This is a genomic window from Streptomyces sp. NPDC051172 (assembly GCF_040682555.1).
In the GTDB taxonomy this organism is placed as follows: domain Bacteria; phylum Actinomycetota; class Actinomycetes; order Streptomycetales; family Streptomycetaceae; genus Streptomyces.
Genome location: NZ_JBFBBE010000168.1, coordinates 1 through 16052, shown reverse-complemented (window position 1 = coordinate 16052; position 16052 = coordinate 1). Strand labels below are relative to the sequence as shown.

The 16052-nt window shown below is 64.0% G+C and carries 16 protein-coding genes; 4 read left to right on the top strand and 12 right to left on the bottom strand.

Annotated elements, in window-relative coordinates:
- Nucleotides 1-77: 77 nt before the first annotated feature.
- The 5 genes from AB0N07_RS46135 to AB0N07_RS46115 all read right to left on the bottom strand — a co-directional run bounded on the left by AB0N07_RS46135 (nucleotide 78) and on the right by AB0N07_RS46115 (nucleotide 5676).
- Nucleotides 78-851, bottom strand: coding sequence for a hypothetical protein (locus AB0N07_RS46135; RefSeq protein ID WP_365846148.1), 774 nt, complete (start codon nucleotides 849-851; stop codon nucleotides 78-80).
- Complete coding sequence (locus AB0N07_RS46130) at nucleotides 851-1528, bottom strand: methyltransferase (protein WP_365846146.1); 678 nt, start codon at nucleotides 1526-1528, stop codon at nucleotides 851-853. Before AB0N07_RS46130 ends, AB0N07_RS46135 begins: the two co-directional genes overlap by 1 nt.
- 14 nt (nucleotides 1529-1542) lie before the next feature.
- Nucleotides 1543-1824, bottom strand: coding sequence for a hypothetical protein (locus AB0N07_RS46125; protein WP_365846144.1), 282 nt, complete (start codon nucleotides 1822-1824; stop codon nucleotides 1543-1545).
- Nucleotides 1825-2536: 712 nt separating this feature from the next.
- Nucleotides 2537-4351, bottom strand: coding sequence for a carbamoyltransferase (locus tag AB0N07_RS46120; protein WP_365846142.1), 1815 nt, complete (start codon nucleotides 4349-4351; stop codon nucleotides 2537-2539).
- Nucleotides 4352-5121: 770 nt separating this feature from the next.
- Nucleotides 5122-5676, bottom strand: coding sequence for a histidine phosphatase family protein (locus AB0N07_RS46115; RefSeq protein WP_365846150.1), 555 nt, complete (start codon nucleotides 5674-5676; stop codon nucleotides 5122-5124).
- Between the two features lie 247 nt (nucleotides 5677-5923).
- On the opposite strand from AB0N07_RS46115, the gene AB0N07_RS46110 reads away from it, so the two are divergent.
- Both AB0N07_RS46110 and AB0N07_RS46105 read left to right on the top strand, forming a co-directional pair.
- Entirely contained in the window at nucleotides 5924-6574 is a 651-nt protein-coding gene (locus tag AB0N07_RS46110) for an HAD family hydrolase (RefSeq protein WP_365846140.1), read from the top strand.
- Between the two features lie 22 nt (nucleotides 6575-6596).
- Nucleotides 6597-7454 (top strand): DUF1932 domain-containing protein, encoded by an 858-nt coding sequence (locus tag AB0N07_RS46105; RefSeq protein WP_365846138.1) that lies wholly within the window; start codon nucleotides 6597-6599, stop codon nucleotides 7452-7454.
- Nucleotides 7455-7477: 23 nt separating this feature from the next.
- Here the strand turns inward: AB0N07_RS46105 and AB0N07_RS46100 are convergent, their stop codons facing one another.
- Both AB0N07_RS46100 and AB0N07_RS46095 read right to left on the bottom strand, forming a co-directional pair.
- A complete protein-coding gene (locus AB0N07_RS46100) occupies nucleotides 7478-8029 on the bottom strand; it encodes a guanylate kinase (RefSeq protein ID WP_365846136.1) in 552 nt (183 codons plus the stop codon).
- Entirely contained in the window at nucleotides 8026-9066 is a 1041-nt protein-coding gene (locus AB0N07_RS46095) for an AAA family ATPase (RefSeq protein ID WP_365846134.1), read from the bottom strand. The genes AB0N07_RS46100 and AB0N07_RS46095 overlap by 4 nt, the downstream gene beginning before the upstream one ends.
- Nucleotides 9067-9442: 376 nt before the next feature.
- Here AB0N07_RS46095 and AB0N07_RS46090 point away from each other — a divergent pair, with 376 nt between their 5' ends.
- Nucleotides 9443-9682 (top strand): helix-turn-helix transcriptional regulator, encoded by a 240-nt coding sequence (locus AB0N07_RS46090; RefSeq protein WP_365846132.1) that lies wholly within the window; start codon nucleotides 9443-9445, stop codon nucleotides 9680-9682.
- 242 nt (nucleotides 9683-9924) lie between these two features.
- Here the strand turns inward: AB0N07_RS46090 and dnaN are convergent, their stop codons facing one another.
- Nucleotides 9925-11055, bottom strand: coding sequence for a DNA polymerase III subunit beta (gene dnaN / locus AB0N07_RS46085; RefSeq protein WP_365846130.1), 1131 nt, complete (start codon nucleotides 11053-11055; stop codon nucleotides 9925-9927).
- 201 nt (nucleotides 11056-11256) lie between these two features.
- A complete protein-coding gene (gene aspS, locus AB0N07_RS46080) occupies nucleotides 11257-12579 on the bottom strand; it encodes an aspartate--tRNA(Asn) ligase (protein ID WP_365846128.1) in 1323 nt (440 codons plus the stop codon).
- A gap of 444 nt (nucleotides 12580-13023) precedes the next feature.
- Here aspS and AB0N07_RS46075 point away from each other — a divergent pair, with 444 nt between their 5' ends.
- Nucleotides 13024-14010, top strand: a complete 987-nt coding sequence (locus AB0N07_RS46075; RefSeq protein WP_365846126.1) for an aminoglycoside phosphotransferase family protein — start codon at nucleotides 13024-13026, stop codon at nucleotides 14008-14010.
- Nucleotides 14011-14119: 109 nt separating this feature from the next.
- On the opposite strand, the gene AB0N07_RS46070 is transcribed toward AB0N07_RS46075, so the two are convergent.
- The 3 genes from AB0N07_RS46070 to AB0N07_RS46060 form a co-directional block, all read right to left on the bottom strand.
- Nucleotides 14120-14596 carry an NUDIX domain-containing protein gene (locus AB0N07_RS46070; RefSeq protein WP_365846124.1) on the bottom strand — a complete coding sequence of 159 codons (477 nt, stop codon included), beginning with the start codon at nucleotides 14594-14596 and terminating at the stop codon, nucleotides 14120-14122.
- A gap of 68 nt (nucleotides 14597-14664) precedes the next feature.
- A complete protein-coding gene (locus tag AB0N07_RS46065; protein WP_365846122.1) occupies nucleotides 14665-15369 on the bottom strand; it encodes a nucleotidyltransferase domain-containing protein in 705 nt (234 codons plus the stop codon).
- A gap of 280 nt (nucleotides 15370-15649) precedes the next feature.
- Nucleotides 15650-15970, bottom strand: a complete 321-nt coding sequence (locus AB0N07_RS46060) for a hypothetical protein (RefSeq protein ID WP_365846120.1) — start codon at nucleotides 15968-15970, stop codon at nucleotides 15650-15652.
- Between the last annotated feature and the right edge of the window lie 82 nt (nucleotides 15971-16052).

Here is a 16052-nt window from a genome sequence, read left to right as displayed (position 1 = left end):
CAACCCGCCACCGAACGCGTCACCTACACCCTCCAGCTCCACCCACTCACACCACGACCGCAGTCATCCTGAAACGATCAAGGAAGCGACGTTGCTTCAAGCCCTGGCACGGTCAGGAAGGCGCAGGAAGATGAAAGTCGTTCCAGAAACTCCTGATGCCCTAGACACTCGAATGAGTACGGGCTGTCAGGCCACCGTCGCCTACATTCGGACACAAACCGTTCGCCACCAGCGATGGTGACCGAGCTAAATCTCGTCATATCGACGTGTGAATGCAGGGCTTCAACTACGATAAGGGGATAGTTGCTGTCCTTGCCCAACTCGTACCAGCCTGCTGCTTCTCCGCCGCCAAAGTTGACGAGCAGATCAGTGGTGCTCGACGCGGGTTCCAGGCGAGGAATCGACTCGACGATTGGCCCCACAACGACGTGGTTGCTGCGCTGTTGAGACGCGTAGCCTGCCGATTCTGAACCAATGCTCCGCTGCGTGATCCGCAAGTCGAGATCGGAGACCCAGTCCGGCACCTCATCCCACCACCAGGAGAGGGGATCGAGCCAGACGACGGGCACGTCCAGTCTCTTGCCTTCTATGGCACTCGAGCGATCTACGCACGAGAGTAAGAGGTCGAAGTCACGAAGAGAACCTTCGCAGTACCGGCTGAAGTTCTCCCCGTCGGTATCTCGCTCCACGACGTCCTCCCAAAAGCTCGAACGCCTGGCAAGTTGGAAGGCTGTGCCATACCCGACGAATGTGAGCCGGTGGCCCTGCTGTGAAAGCCTCTCCGCAACGGTGACGAGCTTGCCGGCGGGACCGAAGGCGAAGTTCTCGGCTGTGGCAACGATGCGCGCCATCAGTGAGACCTCGGCGAGTTGATCCGATAGACGGTGTAGGTCTCGTACGGAAGGGGCAGGTGGGCGATGGCCGATGCGTTGAGACCGCACGCCTCGCTGTAGGCGATGACGTCGAGGATCCCCATGTCCTTGTGAGCATCGGTGGCGATCAGGTAGGCCCGTCCTTGGGCAGTCAGGTAGTCACCGACCTGCTCAAGGAACCGCTTGGAGTGAATGAGATCGGGGTCAAAGATCGCGGCTTCAATTGCGTTGGCCGGAACGCCAGGTAGAAGTGGGGGGTTCGCGATGACGACGTCATACCGCTCGGTCACCGGGTCAAAGAGGTCGCCCACCAGGGCAGTAACCCTGTCCGACACCTGCTGGCTCTCGGCGTTGGCCATCACGCAGCGAACCGCCTCGGGGGAGGTGTCGACGCAAACCACCTTGGCGGCGGCTCCCGCGGTCAGCAACCCCTGGTAGCCGGATCCGCTGAAGACATCGAGGACAGTCTCACCCGGGGCAACCCGAACGTGCTTCGCGAGGAACGCGCTGGTCTTGGTGTACGCAGGGCAGAACACTCCAGGGAAGATGGTGAGGTTCAGAGAGTTGATGGCGACTTCGAACGGAGCCTCGTGCGCCAAGTGCCGGTCCACCAGGCGACGTGCCGGCTCAAGATCGATGACAGTCGATGAGTTCATCATGGGTCCTTGCCTCAGCTCTCTCGTACAGCGGGGTCTTTGAGGATTACCTTCGCCAGGGAATCGGCGACAATTGCATGCCAAGTAGCAGTTGGGTGCTCGTCGAACCGGTAGAACATTGCATTGCTGTCGCTACGCCTGGAATTTCCCTCGCGGCTCATATCTATGCAGGGAACTCTGCTCGCCGCCAACAGTCCGGCCAGCTTCTGTCCAGTGGCCCGGTCGTACTTCCGGTCAGGAAGAGGTGGTACCACAACTATGAAATGGCGCCCAGCTGCTGCGACCAGTTCATGCATCGCCCTAATGAGGAGGACGGTTACTTGCCACTCTGTCCGCTCGACAACCCCCGGCAGAAGTGGCGGGTCGACTCTGGCTCCTTCTTGCCCAACGAGTCCAACATGGCGGAGCCCTTGACGGTCTAGATCAAACACAGGGTGGCTGGGCCCGTGTGGGTTTACCCATGAATTCAGGGCGATCCACTCCGATCGGCGCCAAGCTCGCATGAGTTGGTCCGGGACCCAAAAGTATGCAACGACGCCATCGTTCGCCAGGACCCGCATCAGGTCCACTCGATGGAGTAGCTGGAGATAGGCTTGAGTGGGCCCATAGCCCATGCATGCGTAATTGTGGACAGGTATGCCCTGTTGTCTGAACATTCGAGCGGCGAAAGTGTCATTGTCGTTGACCCCGTGCCCGAAAGTCCAAGAGCAGCCCAGGACCGCGAGATCTGCCGATTCACCGCGGTAGCCAGTTTCACGCCTGCCGGCCTCGTCGATTTTGTATCGTGCGCGAAACTCGAAGGAGGGGTGGATTGCCTCAGCTCCCTCAACGTGCGACCAGCCAAGTATGGAGTCCGGCTGGAACATTCCCAGACGCGGCTTTCTGAGACGCGTGTAAGGAATCCCATGCAGTGCGTTATTCAGGGCTCTTGAGCGCACCATGGGTGTGCGGGGTGCTATGAGTGAGAGCGCCTGATAGTACATGTCGAGAGGCCTCATGCTGCGTCACTCAGTCCAGGTCCGCGACAGGGGAGATGGTGATGTCGACGGCCGACTGTTTCTGGCGATCCAGAATGTTGTTTCCCATGCACAGATAGTCAATCTCTGTGCGTAGAAACGTCTTCATGGCATCTTCGGGGGTACAAACTATGGGTTCGCCCCTAACGTTGAACGATGTGTTCACTAGCACTGGGGTTCCTGTTATGTCGCCGAAGGCGCGAAGCAGGTCCCAAAACAATGGATGGGTGGCGCGGTCGACTGTCTGAAGGCGCGCCGAATGGTCAACATGAGTGATGGCCGGCAGAGTGCTGCGAATCTGTCCAACACGCTCCTCGGGCCTGACATTCTCGCCTGTGCTGGACAACGGCACCCGAAGGTCCTTCCTGACGGGTGCTACGAACAGCATGTAGGGCGAGTCGGCCGGAGCGTCGAAGTAGTCCTTCGCATCCTCAACAGGTACTGCGGGTGCGAACGGTCGGAACGATTCCCGGTTCTTCACTGCCAGATTGAGATGCCGCTGCAGATTCGGCGATCTCGGATCTCCGAGGATGGAACGACTACCGAGCGCCCGCGGGCCAAACTCCTGCCTTCCCTGGAACCAAGCGATGATCTTCCCCTCGGCAAGCAGCTCGGCTGCAGTGCGGATCAGATCATCTTCATCGACCTGGCTGTACTCGGCACCAATGCTGTCGAGGTAGCTGCGGATGGTCCCGTTGTCGAACGACGGGCCGAGGAGCGAACCTTGCATGGCGTCCTTCCCCGCGGGGCGACGTCGGTTTGCCAGCCGCTGGTGCCAAACGTACGAAGCAGCGCCGAGAGATCCGCCTGCATCGCTTGCCGCTGGCTGAACCCAGATCCCTTCAAAGCCGCTCTCGGCCTGAATCTTGCTGTTCGCAACGCAGTTGAGCGCACCACCTCCTGCCAGGCACAGGTTGGTTGCTCCTGTCGCAGATCGCGCGTAGCGAGTGATTCGAACGACCGCCTTCTCGAAGGTGGCCTGCGCTGACGCTGCAACATCGGCATAGAACTCGTCGATATCGGTCTCTTCAGAGCGGCGGGGACGGCCCAGCAGGTCTTCAAGCCGATCCGTTGACAACCGCTGGGAGGAAGGGTTCAGGAAGTCGAAGTAGTCCATATTCAGCCGGAATGCGCCATCGTGGTGTATCCGGATGATGTGGTCTTCGATCAGTGCGCTGTAGCGCGGCGTGCCGTAGGGGGCGAGGCCCATCAGCTTGTACTCGCCGCTGTTCACGCGAAAACCGCAATAGTGAGTGAAAGCTGAGTAGAACAGGCCAAGAGAGTGAGGGAACGCCTGTCGTCGCAGGGGCGTGAGCGTGTGATCTCGTCCAAGACTCACCGATGTCGTCGTGTACTCACCAACGCCATCAATGGTCACGACCGCGGCCTCATCGAAAGGGCTCGGGAAGAACGCAGAGGCTGCATGAGACAGATGATGTTCCACCGCGAGCACACGCCCAGAGCGCCGGCCTGGAGGGAACATCGCCCCGACATCGCGCCTGCTGCTGACGTTGAGCTGTGCCCAGAGGTCCGTTCCGCGAATCAGATCCTGCTGTCCGGTTGCTGCTGCTGAAGCCAACACCCTGCGCATCTTGAGCAACGGCAACTCGTAGTAGGCGAACCAGTCGATATCTGACCAATCGATGCCGGCGGACTGCAGGCACCACTGCGCAGCTTGCGCAGGGAAAGACTGGTCGTGCTTGCGCCGTGTGAAGGCCTCCTCCTGGGCAGCCGCGACGATTTCGCCATCGCGGATCAGGCAGGCGGCGCTGTCGTGGAAGTACGCAGATACTCCGAGTACGTTCATGGCCCTGTTCATGTCAGCGGGTAACTGGTCGTCGAGACACGGCCCTGAGCTACGTCGCGAATTGGCCTGCGCGCAAAAGGAACAGTCTCAATTTGTCGCGCTGCGGTCCAAGGCTCCCAGGCGGGCTCACAGGACCACTCCAGAGAGAGAGGAGGGACCGGTTCTTTGTTGAGATGGCGGTGTGCCTCGTTAGTCGCAATCCACTTCGCTACAAGCCGCTTGATTGCCCCGACTGCTTTCTGCATGAGCCCACCCTTGTCACGACGACGGGATGTCAATGAGCTGTCACCGATCGGATGCCAAGCGTGACGCACGGGCGAAGATTGAGCACATCACCGCTGTGATATGTCCATGCCCCGCCCGTGCCTGCTGCTTGTCACGGGGTGTGGGCTTGGTGGCAGAGAGGTCCGCTGGCCGCGCTGCGAACTGCGGGTCGTGCGACGGCCGTGTCGTCGGCGGCTGCCCTTCGCGTCGACAGGGCTTCGCTGGTGGGATCGTCGTTCGTGCGGATCTGGCGTCATTCCGTCACCTGGGTAGATCGCGACCGCTAGGTTCTCCTCAACTGCGGCGCTGAGCGAAACGACGGCCATCCTCAAACTTCCCGAGCGCACCACCAGCCGTCCATGCACAAAAGGGATCGTGGACTCCGGTCCACCTTGCCTGGGGAACGGGGCTGGGCATAGCGCAAAGGCAGGCAGCCGGCACGGGAGGCGGCAGACCTGGGTGCCTGAGCGACTTCCCGAGCCGCATCCCGTGCCCAGCGAGCGTCCCTATTCCAGATGCTTCGTCGACGCGATGTCGATGACCTCCAGGTCCTCCAACGTGGTGACCGCGCAGGAGGGAACTCCCTCGTCCAGCAACTCTGACGTCACTGCCTCATCGCCGAGCAGCGTCCGCAGCAGGTCCACAGTGACGCCCCCATGCGTGGTCACCGCGATCGGCCCCGGCTTGGAGGCGTAGTCGAGGAGAAACGCACGGAACTGGCCGCCAGCCTCGCGTGAGGAGACGCCGTTCCGCGGCACGTAGTCGCGGTCCCGCACGGACTTGGCCCAGTCGGCCATGAACTCCTCGAAGGACTGGCCCTCCTCCCAATTCGCCCGTTCCCGCAGTCGGGGATCTACCTGGAGTTCGAGCCCAGTCTCAGCGACAACTGCTTCCGCTGTTTCCCGAGCGCGCCGCAAGGGGCTGCTCACTACCGCACGCAGACCAAGCGAGCTGAGCCATTGAGCAGTCCGAGCAGCCTGAGATCGGCCGAGCGCGGTGAGCTGTTGATCACCGGGCTGCTGCACCTTCTCCGCATGCTGCACCACATAGAAGAGCGTCATGGCATCAAAGCCTGACGCATCGGCCGTATGCTCCACCAATCAGGACACGCCCAGTAGCCGTGTCGAGCGTGTCGCCCCGAGTGGCTCGGCAGGATGCGTGCGCTGATGACTGGCTGTGTCCTCACCATTTCCTGGCCGACGGGCTGCCCTCGCTGGGCGAGGCTTGGTGAAAAGGGCCGATGCTCCGGAGACCGTGCGGCACGCTTGCCTGTCTCGACTTCCCATGGGTCCCGTAAGGTCTGCTTCCATGCAGCGGCTGGTCATCTTCGATCTCGACAACACACTCCTTGATCGGCAAGGCCCCTTGGCGGATTGGATCACCACCTTCTGCGCGCAGTACGCCCTGGATGAGCATGCTCAGGACCGCCTGCTCCAACTGCTGGGGGAGCGCGCTTGCCCCGACACCTTCAAGGCGATCCGCTCAGAACATGACCTTGAGCCTGACCCCGAGAAGCTCTGGCGCGACTATTTCGCGTATATGGCTCGCTCGGTCACTTGCCCCCCTCATGTGCTCGAGGGCCTGTCCATGCTCCGACGCACCGGCTGGAAGGTCGTCGTCGCCACGAACGGCGGGACCGAGATCCAGACCGTCAAAGTGGCCAAGTCGGGGATCGCAGATCACGTTGATGCGGTGTGCACCTCTGAGGAAGTCGGCGAACGGAAGCCGGGTATCGCGATCTTCGAGAAGGCAGCTGCCGCTTGTGGAGCCGATCTCACGCTCGGCGGCTGGATGGTGGGCGACGGTGTGGACACCGATATCCGTGGCGGCGAAGCGGCAGGACTGCGCACCATCTGGATCAGCGGCAGCAGGCCATGGCCCGGAGGAGACAAAGCGCCGGATCACGTCACCGATGATGTAGGCCAAGCAATCGACCTCCTGCTCACCACGGCAGGCTGAGGACAGCGTGATGAGATCGCCAGTGATCACGGTTGGGCTCCTGCACCCCGGCAACATGGGCGCCGCCTTTGGTACCCAACTACGCAGGCACAACGTGAAGGTGCTGTGGTGCACGGACGGTCGCAGCAGCCGGTCTCGGGCCCGGGCCGAGAACGCCGGCCTCGAAGGCGTACAGAACCTCGCGCAGATGGTGGAGCGCGCCGATGTGCTGCTGTCCCTGTGCCCGCCTGCCTCCGCGGTGGATGTCGCACAACAGGTGGCTTCCTGCGGGTTCGACGGCCAGATGTACATCGAAGCGAATGCGATCACGCCACACCGTGTCAGGACCATCGCAGAACTGCTTCCCGGCACTGTTGTCGTCGACGGCGCAGTGGTCGGCTCCCCGCCCGTGAGCGGCAAGCAGCCCACGCTGTATCTGTCCGGAGACCCCCACGGTTGCACGCAGGCCACGGAACTGTTCAGCGGGACTGACGTGAAGACCAAAGTGCTGGGTACGGAGGTGGGAGCGGCCTCCGCTCTGAAGCTGGCGTACTCGAGCTACCAGAAGGCCTCGCGCGTCCTGGCGGCGCTCGCCTATGGTGTCGCCGATGCCAGGGGCGTTGCCGACGAACTCCTCGAGATCGCCCGGAAACGGGGCGGCAGCTACCTGACGGAGACCGCCTACATTCCCAAGACAGCATCCCGCGCCTGGCGCTGGGGTCCGGAACTCGACGATGCAGCAGCCCTGTTGCGGGAGGCCGGGCTGCCGGATGACCTAATGCGAGCAACCAGCCAAGTCCTCAGCCGGTGGTCGGAGGCGCGAGAGCGCGAGCTCACCATCGCCGAGGCTCTCTCGCTCCTGCACGCCGACCACGAGTGTGGGGAGCGCGAGGAAACGTAGGGGCTCGCGTAGTTCGCCAGCGGTCAAATGCCTCGGCGAATCAGAAGATGAATCTCTTGCGCCGCCTCTGCGGGGGAAACGGAGTCGGTGTCGAGCCGCAGGTCCCAAGTGAACGCGGGCGTGGCCTCGATGTCCCTGGCCGTAGCGTCCCAGGCGGCTAGACGGGCCTCAGTGTCGCTGTCACCGCGTTCTTTGGAACGGACCTCGGTGCTTTCCCGCGAACACCACAGCAACACACTGGTCCACGAGGCAGGAAATCCGTCCACCACCGCCTCAAGGCCCGCAACCTGCCCGAGATGCAGGATGGGAATGGACCCGTCCTGCATGGCCAGGGCAAGTCCCGGACGATCCACGAGGTACGTGTTGCCGTACCTGTCATTGCTATAGACGACGTCCCCGCGCTTCTCAAGCTCGGTGAGCTGATCGATGGAGCCCATCCGATAGCCATGGGTACGGCCACTACCGATCTTCAGACGCTCGAATGCGCCATAGATGTGGTTGAGTTCGCACAGTGCCGCGGTGATCGTGTCCTTCCCGGACGCGGGTGGACCGTACAACAGGATTCCCTGCTTCATGCGAATACCGTCCCGAATATTTGCCGAACCTGATCGGTCAGGGATATTGCCGCGCCGAGGCGGTTGTCGACCACCAAGTGCGGTACTGCTGGCCGTAGTTCCGGGTCCACCGTCGAGGCGTACTCGTCCCAGTTTTGCAACTTCCAGCTGTCGCGGGCTGCTGAGCGGAAGCTGATGTACTCGTGCATGGTTTCTATGTCGCACTGGATCCAGATGACCGCCACGGTCACGCCCCGCGCCTCGCAGCGGTTGATCAGCCGGCGCATCCACTGCACGTCGCTCACTTCAGCGACGAATGGTGCGGTGAGCACCGTGCTGATCGCGCAGTCGACGTTGGCATAGGCGGTCTCGAGCAAGCACTGGTACTCCAGGGGCCGCACTTTCTCCCGATATACCGGGGAGTGGCGGTCATTGGGGTCGCTGCCCATTTCGACCAGCAGACGCTCAACAAGCGGGCGGGTGATGGGGTCTTTGTCGAGGACCGGCCACCCGGTGAGCCGTGAAATGAACCGCGAGAACTCCGACTTCCCGCTTCCGGCGAATCCCCCCACCAACAAAAGCGTGGGCCGATTCGGGTCGCCGCCAGTGTGACGACGCTTCCACGCATCAATGATCCGCTGCTGAACTTGCTGACCGTTGCTTTTGGCGCCATCACCCGGCGCAATCTGCAGCACCGCGCGCTCGACGGCCAGGACGTGGTCACCGAGTGGCTCCACCTCCGCCGGGGTGAGCTTCAGCTGCGTCTGCTCACCCGGCAGGGCCTTGCGGAACCCCAACTCGGGTTCGGTGGAACGGTAGAGAAGGCAGTAGGCCCGGCGGTAGTGAGGGCCTGGGTAGACCTCGCCCTGCTCATGCTGCCACAGCGTCTGAAAGTTCGCCGCTGGCACCGTGAGTCCGGCAGCGCGCGCCACTTCACGTAGCCGCTCGCCGGCACCCTCAAGCGTCAAGCCATGTGCTTCGCGCATGGCACGAAGCTGGTCCGGACGCCACCCCGCACGCCTCTTCGCCACGACTACCGCCTGCCCACTACTCACCATGATCGGGACTCTAAGTCTGCCCCGAGCGAACTCATGTGTAAGCGGATGTTGAAAAGTCACGTCGTCCGATGATGAGCGCCTTCACCAAGCGCCAGTGATACTCCGCGACACCGATCGCAGATGTGATGGGACCCACACCGGCAGAGGACTGGCCGGAGCCACAGTTGAACACTCGGCAAGGGAGACGATCACAGTGTCGGGGCCGCGAACGACCGAGGTAGCCGAAGCCGCGTGGGGTATTCGCCGGTGTACCACCTGCGGGTGCCGCCTGAGCCGGTACAACAGCGACAAAGTCTGTTCCGGCTGCAACCGCAGCAGGACGGCATCGCATCCAGCACACCCCACTGTCCCGGCCCAAGTCTGGTCCCAAAGAGACGTGCAAGACGCCCTACTGCAGCGCGACTTCGGCAGGCTCTGTCAACTCGTACGCGAGCGCGGCCAACTCCGTCAGGAAGACATGGCTCTCCTGACGAGTCTTAGCCAGCCGTTCCTGTCGATGCTGGAGTCCGGGCAGCGGCGCCTGACCAACATCGACCGCATCATCGTGCTGCTGCACGGTCTGGACGTGCCCGCCGACCTCACAGGACCGATGCTCCTTCCTGCCCAGGCCGCATAGGCCATGGCTCCGCACCCAATGCCGGGCTCTTCCAGTAGTGGGCGCTCGCGAGTCACATACGGTCGGGTGCGTCGATCCCGAGAAGGCCAGGCCCATACTCAGCGTCCGAGCGGTGATGTCGCACAGATCCAGGCGGCTCTGCTTGACCTCACCCTCGGCGCGCACGACCGGGCACTTCTCGTGAAGCTTGTGAACGTCGAAGCCAACCCGTACAGGTATGTCGAGTGAGGTCGTTTTGGCCGTCAGCTCAACTGGCGTACAGACATGAGTAGATGGCGATGTTCATCGCGCACACTGTGATCGTCCTCCGCGACGCCGCTCAGCAACGCCCGCTGCCCAGGGCCCAGGAGTTCGAAGGCAACTTGAGGGGTGCTGAAAGAGGTGAGAGCTTCCAGCAGGTAAGCGGGATTGAACGCGACCGCCATGTCATCAGCGCCGCTCAAGGTGGCCGCGAGCTGCTGCGAAGCGACATCGTCCTCATACCCGGCCTGCAGCAGAACAGTGCCCTGGGCGGAAAAGTCGAGCCGGATAGGACTGTTCGGCTCCGCGACGACCGCGACACGGCGGACCGCGTCAGCAAGTGGCTCCCGCTGCGCGACCGCGACTGCCGGACCGTCCAGCGCGAACAGCGTGTCGTAGCGCGGCAGCCGTCCTTCCAACAGCCGCAGCGTTGTACGCATCCCAGCTCCCTCAAAGGCGATCAGACCGCTGCCCGAGCCTTTCAGCCCGACACGGATCGATCCGGATTTCGCAAGCGAACGGGAGACCTCGGTCAGCCTGCGGCCGGGCACTACTACGTCGACAGCCTCATACTCGGTTTCCTCCGGCTTCCAGGACAGCGTACGCACGGCATACCGGTATCGGTCCGAGGCAGCCAGCGTCATCGAATCGCCATCCAGCCGGACCTGGATCCCCGTGAGCGCCGGAAGCGTGTCGTCACGGCCCGCCGCGATCACCACCTGCCCGACGGCGGCCGCGAACTCGGCAGCATCCACCACTCCCCGCCAGGCCGGAAGCTCGGGCAGCGCCGGGTACTCCTGCGTGGGGAGCGTCGACAGCCCGAAGCGCGTCCCGCCCCCGTCCATCGTGAAGCGCGCACCTTCCAGCGCACACTGCACCATGGCATCGGGCAACACCTTGCAGATGTCGAGCAGTCTGCGCCCGAGCACGAGCACCTGGCCGGGAGTCGATGTCTCCGCCGCCACCTCGATGTCAGCCGACGCCTCGTAGTCGAAGCCCGATACGCGCAGCCGCCCCTCGCGGGCGTCCAGCAACAGTCCGCCCAGCACGGGCACGGGCGTACGGGCCGGCAGCGATCTGGCCGCCCATGCCACGGCATCTGCGAGTACGCCCCGCTCGATCCGGAACTCCATGTAGATCCCCTATCGCGTCGTACGCGGTGATCCGAGCACGCTATACGTTGCCACTGACAGCGCCCGGGCTGCCTGAATCCGAGGGGGTGCGGCTCGTTCAGCGTGAGGACTTCGTCCGGCGATGAGGACGTACGCTGGCCAGCTCATGCCTTGAACGGTGAGCTCACTGCTGGAGAGCCACACCCCCTGGCATGAACTCGTCTACGGAGTCAGGCGGTTCGGGCCACGGAACAGGAATGTGGCCTCGCGGATCGAGTCCAGTCCAAGCATCAGCATCAGCACCCGGCCCAGGCCCATTCCGAGGCCGCCATGTGGAGGGCAGCCGTACCGGAAAGCGTTCAGGTAGTCCTGCAGTGCCTCGGTGCTCATGCCCTTCTCCGCGGCCTGCTTGACCAGCACCTCGTAGCGGTGTTCGCGCTGAGCCCCGGTAGTGATCTCCAGGCCCTTCCACAGCAGGTCGAAACTCAGCGTCACGTCGGGCTGATGGGCTGGGCGCATGTGGTAGAAGGGCCGGACGCTCGTCGGGTAGTGCGTGATGAACGCGAACTCGTGCCCCGTCGTCCCGCGGATGTGCGCCGCGAGACGACGCTCGCCCTCAGGGTCCAGGTCTCCCTTCGCGGCCTCCGGGGCCCAGCCTGTGCCACGCAAGATCTCCTGGGCCTTGGCCATGGCGACCCGCGGGAACGGCACCACGGGCACCTGCACCTCGACCCCGAACACCGCACGGATCGCTTCCCCGTGCCGCTCAGCGACCTTGGCCAGACCGTGCGCGAGCATGCGCTCCTCGAACCGCATCACGTCCTCGACGTCCGTGATCCAGGCAAGCTCCACGTCGACGCCGGTGAACTCGGTCGCGTGCCGGGACGTGAACGACGGCTCGGCGCGGAAGACGGGGCCGATCTCAAAGACCCTGTCGATGCCGGCGGCGATGGCCATCTGCTTGTAGAACTGCGGTGACTGCGCCAGGTACGCGGACCGGCCGAAGTAGCCGACCTCGAACACCTCCGCGCCGGACTCCGACGCGGTACCCATCAGCTTGGGGGTGTGCATCTCGGTGCATCCCTGGCCGTACGCGTATTCGCGCAGGCCCTGCTCGAAGGTCGTCTGAACCGCGAACAGCAGCTGCGCCTGCGGGCGAAGCCGTACGTCAAGGAACCGCCAGTCCAGACGATGGTCCAGGCCGGTGTGCTCGTCGATCGGCAGAGACGCCTCAGCCTTGTTCAGGACCTCGACCCGATCGGGCACGACCTCCAGACCGCCGAGCTTCACGATCGGGTTGTCGACCACACTGCCGGTAATTCTGACCGCAGACTCGGCCGTGAGGGTCTCCAATGCCGCCTCGATCGCGTCGCCCGCGCCTGCACGGCGATGAGTCACCTGGACCAGGCCAGTGTGGTCGCGTACGACGAGGAATTGCATCCTGCGCTGAAGGCGGAGCGTGTTCACCCACCCGCAGACGGAGACGGTGTCGCCGACATGCTGTCGCAGCTCGGCGACCAAGACGCGGCTCATGGTGTGGATCATCTCGGCCCTCCAAGGGCGTCGTCATGATCCCTTGGGGGCGTGGGCGAGAAGGGGACTCGCGGTACCACCACGCCTTCACCGCCACCAAGAAGGGAGCGGCCTTTCCAGACCCGGTAACGGGGGCCAGCCGGCGGGACATCGGACCCACAGCAGAGGCCGTTCCTTCCCGCACTCGGGAGGGTCTTCGCCGTAGGGCGCGACACTGCCTTCACAGCTACCGGCAGCTCTCTCGGCCCGCGTGATCCTGCGGCTACTCGTCTCCTTCAACGCGTTGCACCCGAGGATACGGAGAGCCCGGAACGCCACACCAGCGATTTGTCCCTGACCGATAGCCGCACCGTCGCGGACACGGCCCGCGAGCTGCTGGCCGCCACAGAAAGCGTCGGCCGAGACGATCACAGAAATCCGTCGCGCAGACGGATGCGCTGCCCTCACCCTGAGGGAATGCCGAACAACATCACCCCGCGTCTCGAGTACAGCGCCACCGCCGTACGCCCGACCTGGGCCGCCCTTCCGCCACACATCCGTGGCCTCGTAACCCGACGCCTGGGCGGCACGGTGGAGGCGGGGCCGAGTGCCGGAAGCGGGTTCACCAGCGGCTTCGCTGCTGTGCTCCGCGGGGCCGATGGTCTGATGTTCGTCAAGGCCGTCAACGCCGGGGACAACGCAGTGGTCGCCGACTCCTACCGGCGCGAGGCCCTGATCAACCGAGCCCTGCCAGGCGGGGTGCCCGCGCCTCGCTTGCGGTGGGCCGAAGAGACGGAAGACGGGTGGGTCCTCCTCGGCTTCGACGCCATCCACGGCGGCCGTATGCCCGCCGATCCCTGGAAGGCCGACGAGCTTGCCTCAACCCTCGACGCCTACACCGTCACAGCCGAGGCGCTTGCCACGCCCACTCAGGCACTCCAGGCGGTCGGCCTCAAACCGATCGGCGACGGCAGCGACTTCTCCGACTGGCGTGATCTCGCAGGCGGCACCACCAGCCCAAACCTCCTGCCGACCTGGACGCCCACACACCGGCTGGACGACCTCGCCGAGCTCGAAACCCCCTGGCGCCAAGCCGTCGCTGGCAATGCAGCCCTCCACCACGATCTCCGCCAGGACAACATCCTGATCGCCACCAACGGTGCCGCATGGATCTGCGACTGGAACTGGCTCTGCATCGCCGCGAGTTGGTTCGACCTCACGCTTCTCCTCGCCACTGCACACGCTGACGGCCACGACGCCACCAGCCTCTTCAAGCACCACCCCACGGGCCGCGGAGTCGACGACGAGCAGCTCGATTCCGCACTCGCCGCCCTCTCAGGATTCTTCCTCGTCTCCGGAGCCCAGCCCCCAGCCGACTGGTCCCCGTACATCCGCCAGCACCAGACCTGGTGCGGCGAAGTCACCCTGCGCTGGCTCGCCGAACGCCGCGGCTGGGCAATCTGACCACGCAGGAAACGGAGGGGGCTTGTCGGCTCACAGGCGACAGGGCGGGCGGGTCCACAGCCGTCGAGACCATGGGTCCGGCGGAGCAGCTTCACCGTCCCCATGGCCATCAAGACTCTCGAGACACCCTGCCGTGGCGGAGACGGTGGTTAAGTTCCCACAACGCTGTACGGTTGGAATCCCAACGCACCGCCGACATTGCCCTGTTGAGGGAAAACCAGCTGTACTCGGTGTGCTCGCTGGACAGCACCAACTCCGATGCGTCGGCACGGACGCCGAACGCATGCTCAGGAACCACCAAAACCTCCGGCCCCCACGTGAACGCGCCAGTGACACTCTCCACTGGAATCGTCGCCTGCGCATTCAGTTCGATGAACTCGAAGTTGCCGGCCAGGCCTGCCTCTTCGGCGGCCTCTCGCCTGGCGGCCTGGAGCGGTGTTTCTCCCGCCTCACCACCACCAGCGACCCCTTGCCAGTAGGCGCCGTCCAGGCGACGGAACAAGGCGTAGAGCAGCCCTCCCTCAGTCTGCCAGTACGGCAGCACCAACACCTGGAACGCAGCGCGACCCTGCACAGCTTCAGCCATCGCTCCACGGTAGAGCCGACGAGCCGCCTACGGTGCCGATCGGGGTCACCGCAGCCCGTCCCCGCCAGTCACGGAGTTCCACTGCGCCGATACCCGATCCACAGTCGCCCGCCAGCAGGGGCCAGGACGTCTTCAACGACGCCAGCAAGGGCTTCGGACTGCCCGTTCAACGCCTCACGGACAGCGTGGTGCAGGCGCGCATTGAGGCCAGGTGCCGTGTCATCTAGGCGACGTGCCAGCCACTTCCCGCCACCACCCCATGACCCGCCGAGCGCCAGTGCCAGTTCGCTCGTCCGTCTCGCCAGCTCTGTCGCGATGAACAGCCGCTCACCCTGAGCGGTACACCCGGCGAGATCGTCCAGGAGATCCGTGATGCCATAACGGAAATCCTCGATCTCCTCCACTGTCGCCGCAGGCGGACCCGCTAGGGCCAGCTTCCTCGCTTCGGCAGCCACACTCGCGCCGAGCCCATCCACGTCGAAGAGCAACTCGCCGTCCGCGCACATCCACAGCAGCGGGGACCGGCGCTTGCGGATTTCCCGATCCACGAATTCGTGCCAGGACTCTTCGGTGTGCACGAAGAGCTCCACGGGCCAGTCACCGTACTGGAGGCTCTCTCTGTACGGAGCGGGCGTGCCGTGCAACAGCACCACGATGTCCAAGTCGGACAAGGGCGTGCGGTGTTCCGTCAGCACGCTGCCTCCGAGAAACGCTGCTCGGGCGGCAGGGTGCCGTTCCTCTACGACGGCGCGGGCGACGACGACCGGATCCATGCAGCCACTATCTGGCATCCAGAACGCGTCACGCATGTGGATTCTTCGATCACTCGGGCGAGCCGTCGTACGGCATCTCTCGCAACCCTCGCCGTGACTATCCACAGGCTGTGGATAGTTGTCGGCCTTCCTCGCGCTCGACTGCCCCACTGGGTGGGCAAGCTGTTGTCCGTTGCCTCTTGTGCCCATTGAACGCCCCGGTCCCAACCCAGGCACGCACCCTCCGAGTAGGCGCGTCGGGGCCGTCGGTCACCACCTGGTCCGGGAAACGAGAACGCGTTCACCATCGGAGTCTGGCGCACAACGGAACAGCGGTCAGCAGGCCGTGGTCCGCGGTGACCGGCTCGTCGGGCGCGGCCTCATCAACGATCAGTGCTGCACGGCGTTCCAGGGCGGACACGTTGGCCGAGTTGTCGACGGTGGCGACTCCGTTGACCGTGACCTTCAACGGCTCGGCGAGGAGTGCGGCGAGGCGCTCATGAATGACCTCCAGAGCTACCGCTCTGGCCGAGCGCAGTCGCTCGTAGCGGGCGGCGAGGTCGTCGGGGTCGGTTTCGGGGCCGAGCTGGGCTTGTAGCCAGCGCAGTACGTCGATGTTCACACAGGTCCTGATCCAAGAGAGGTGGGGGGGGGGAGACGGGACGCGAGTCCACCCCCCCCAAGGCTGTTGGGCGCGCGGGCCA

What these genes read in the sequence shown, in the direction of transcription:
- AB0N07_RS46110 (WP_365846140.1), top strand. Translation starts at nt 5,924, where the DNA reads ATGCAGCGGCTGGTCATCTTCGATCTCGACAACACACTCCTTGATCGG.
- dnaN (WP_365846130.1), bottom strand. Translation starts at nt 11,055, where the DNA reads ATGGAGTTCCGGATCGAGCGGGGCGTACTCGCAGATGCCGTGGCATGG.
- AB0N07_RS46070 (WP_365846124.1), bottom strand. Translation starts at nt 14,596, where the DNA reads ATGGCTGAAGCTGTGCAGGGTCGCGCTGCGTTCCAGGTGTTGGTGCTG.
- AB0N07_RS46065 (WP_365846122.1), bottom strand. Translation starts at nt 15,369, where the DNA reads ATGGATCCGGTCGTCGTCGCCCGCGCCGTCGTAGAGGAACGGCACCCT.
- aspS (WP_365846128.1), bottom strand. Translation starts at nt 12,579, where the DNA reads ATGATCCACACCATGAGCCGCGTCTTGGTCGCCGAGCTGCGACAGCAT.
- AB0N07_RS46135 (WP_365846148.1), bottom strand. Translation starts at nt 851, where the DNA reads ATGGCGCGCATCGTTGCCACAGCCGAGAACTTCGCCTTCGGTCCCGCC.
- AB0N07_RS46115 (WP_365846150.1), bottom strand. Translation starts at nt 5,676, where the DNA reads ATGACGCTCTTCTATGTGGTGCAGCATGCGGAGAAGGTGCAGCAGCCC.
- AB0N07_RS46075 (WP_365846126.1), top strand. Translation starts at nt 13,024, where the DNA reads ATGCCGAACAACATCACCCCGCGTCTCGAGTACAGCGCCACCGCCGTA.
- AB0N07_RS46120 (WP_365846142.1), bottom strand. Translation starts at nt 4,351, where the DNA reads ATGAACGTACTCGGAGTATCTGCGTACTTCCACGACAGCGCCGCCTGC.
- AB0N07_RS46130 (WP_365846146.1), bottom strand. Translation starts at nt 1,528, where the DNA reads ATGAACTCATCGACTGTCATCGATCTTGAGCCGGCACGTCGCCTGGTG.
- AB0N07_RS46100 (WP_365846136.1), bottom strand. Translation starts at nt 8,029, where the DNA reads ATGAAGCAGGGAATCCTGTTGTACGGTCCACCCGCGTCCGGGAAGGAC.
- AB0N07_RS46125 (WP_365846144.1), bottom strand. Translation starts at nt 1,824, where the DNA reads ATGCATGAACTGGTCGCAGCAGCTGGGCGCCATTTCATAGTTGTGGTA.
- AB0N07_RS46095 (WP_365846134.1), bottom strand. Translation starts at nt 9,066, where the DNA reads ATGGTGAGTAGTGGGCAGGCGGTAGTCGTGGCGAAGAGGCGTGCGGGG.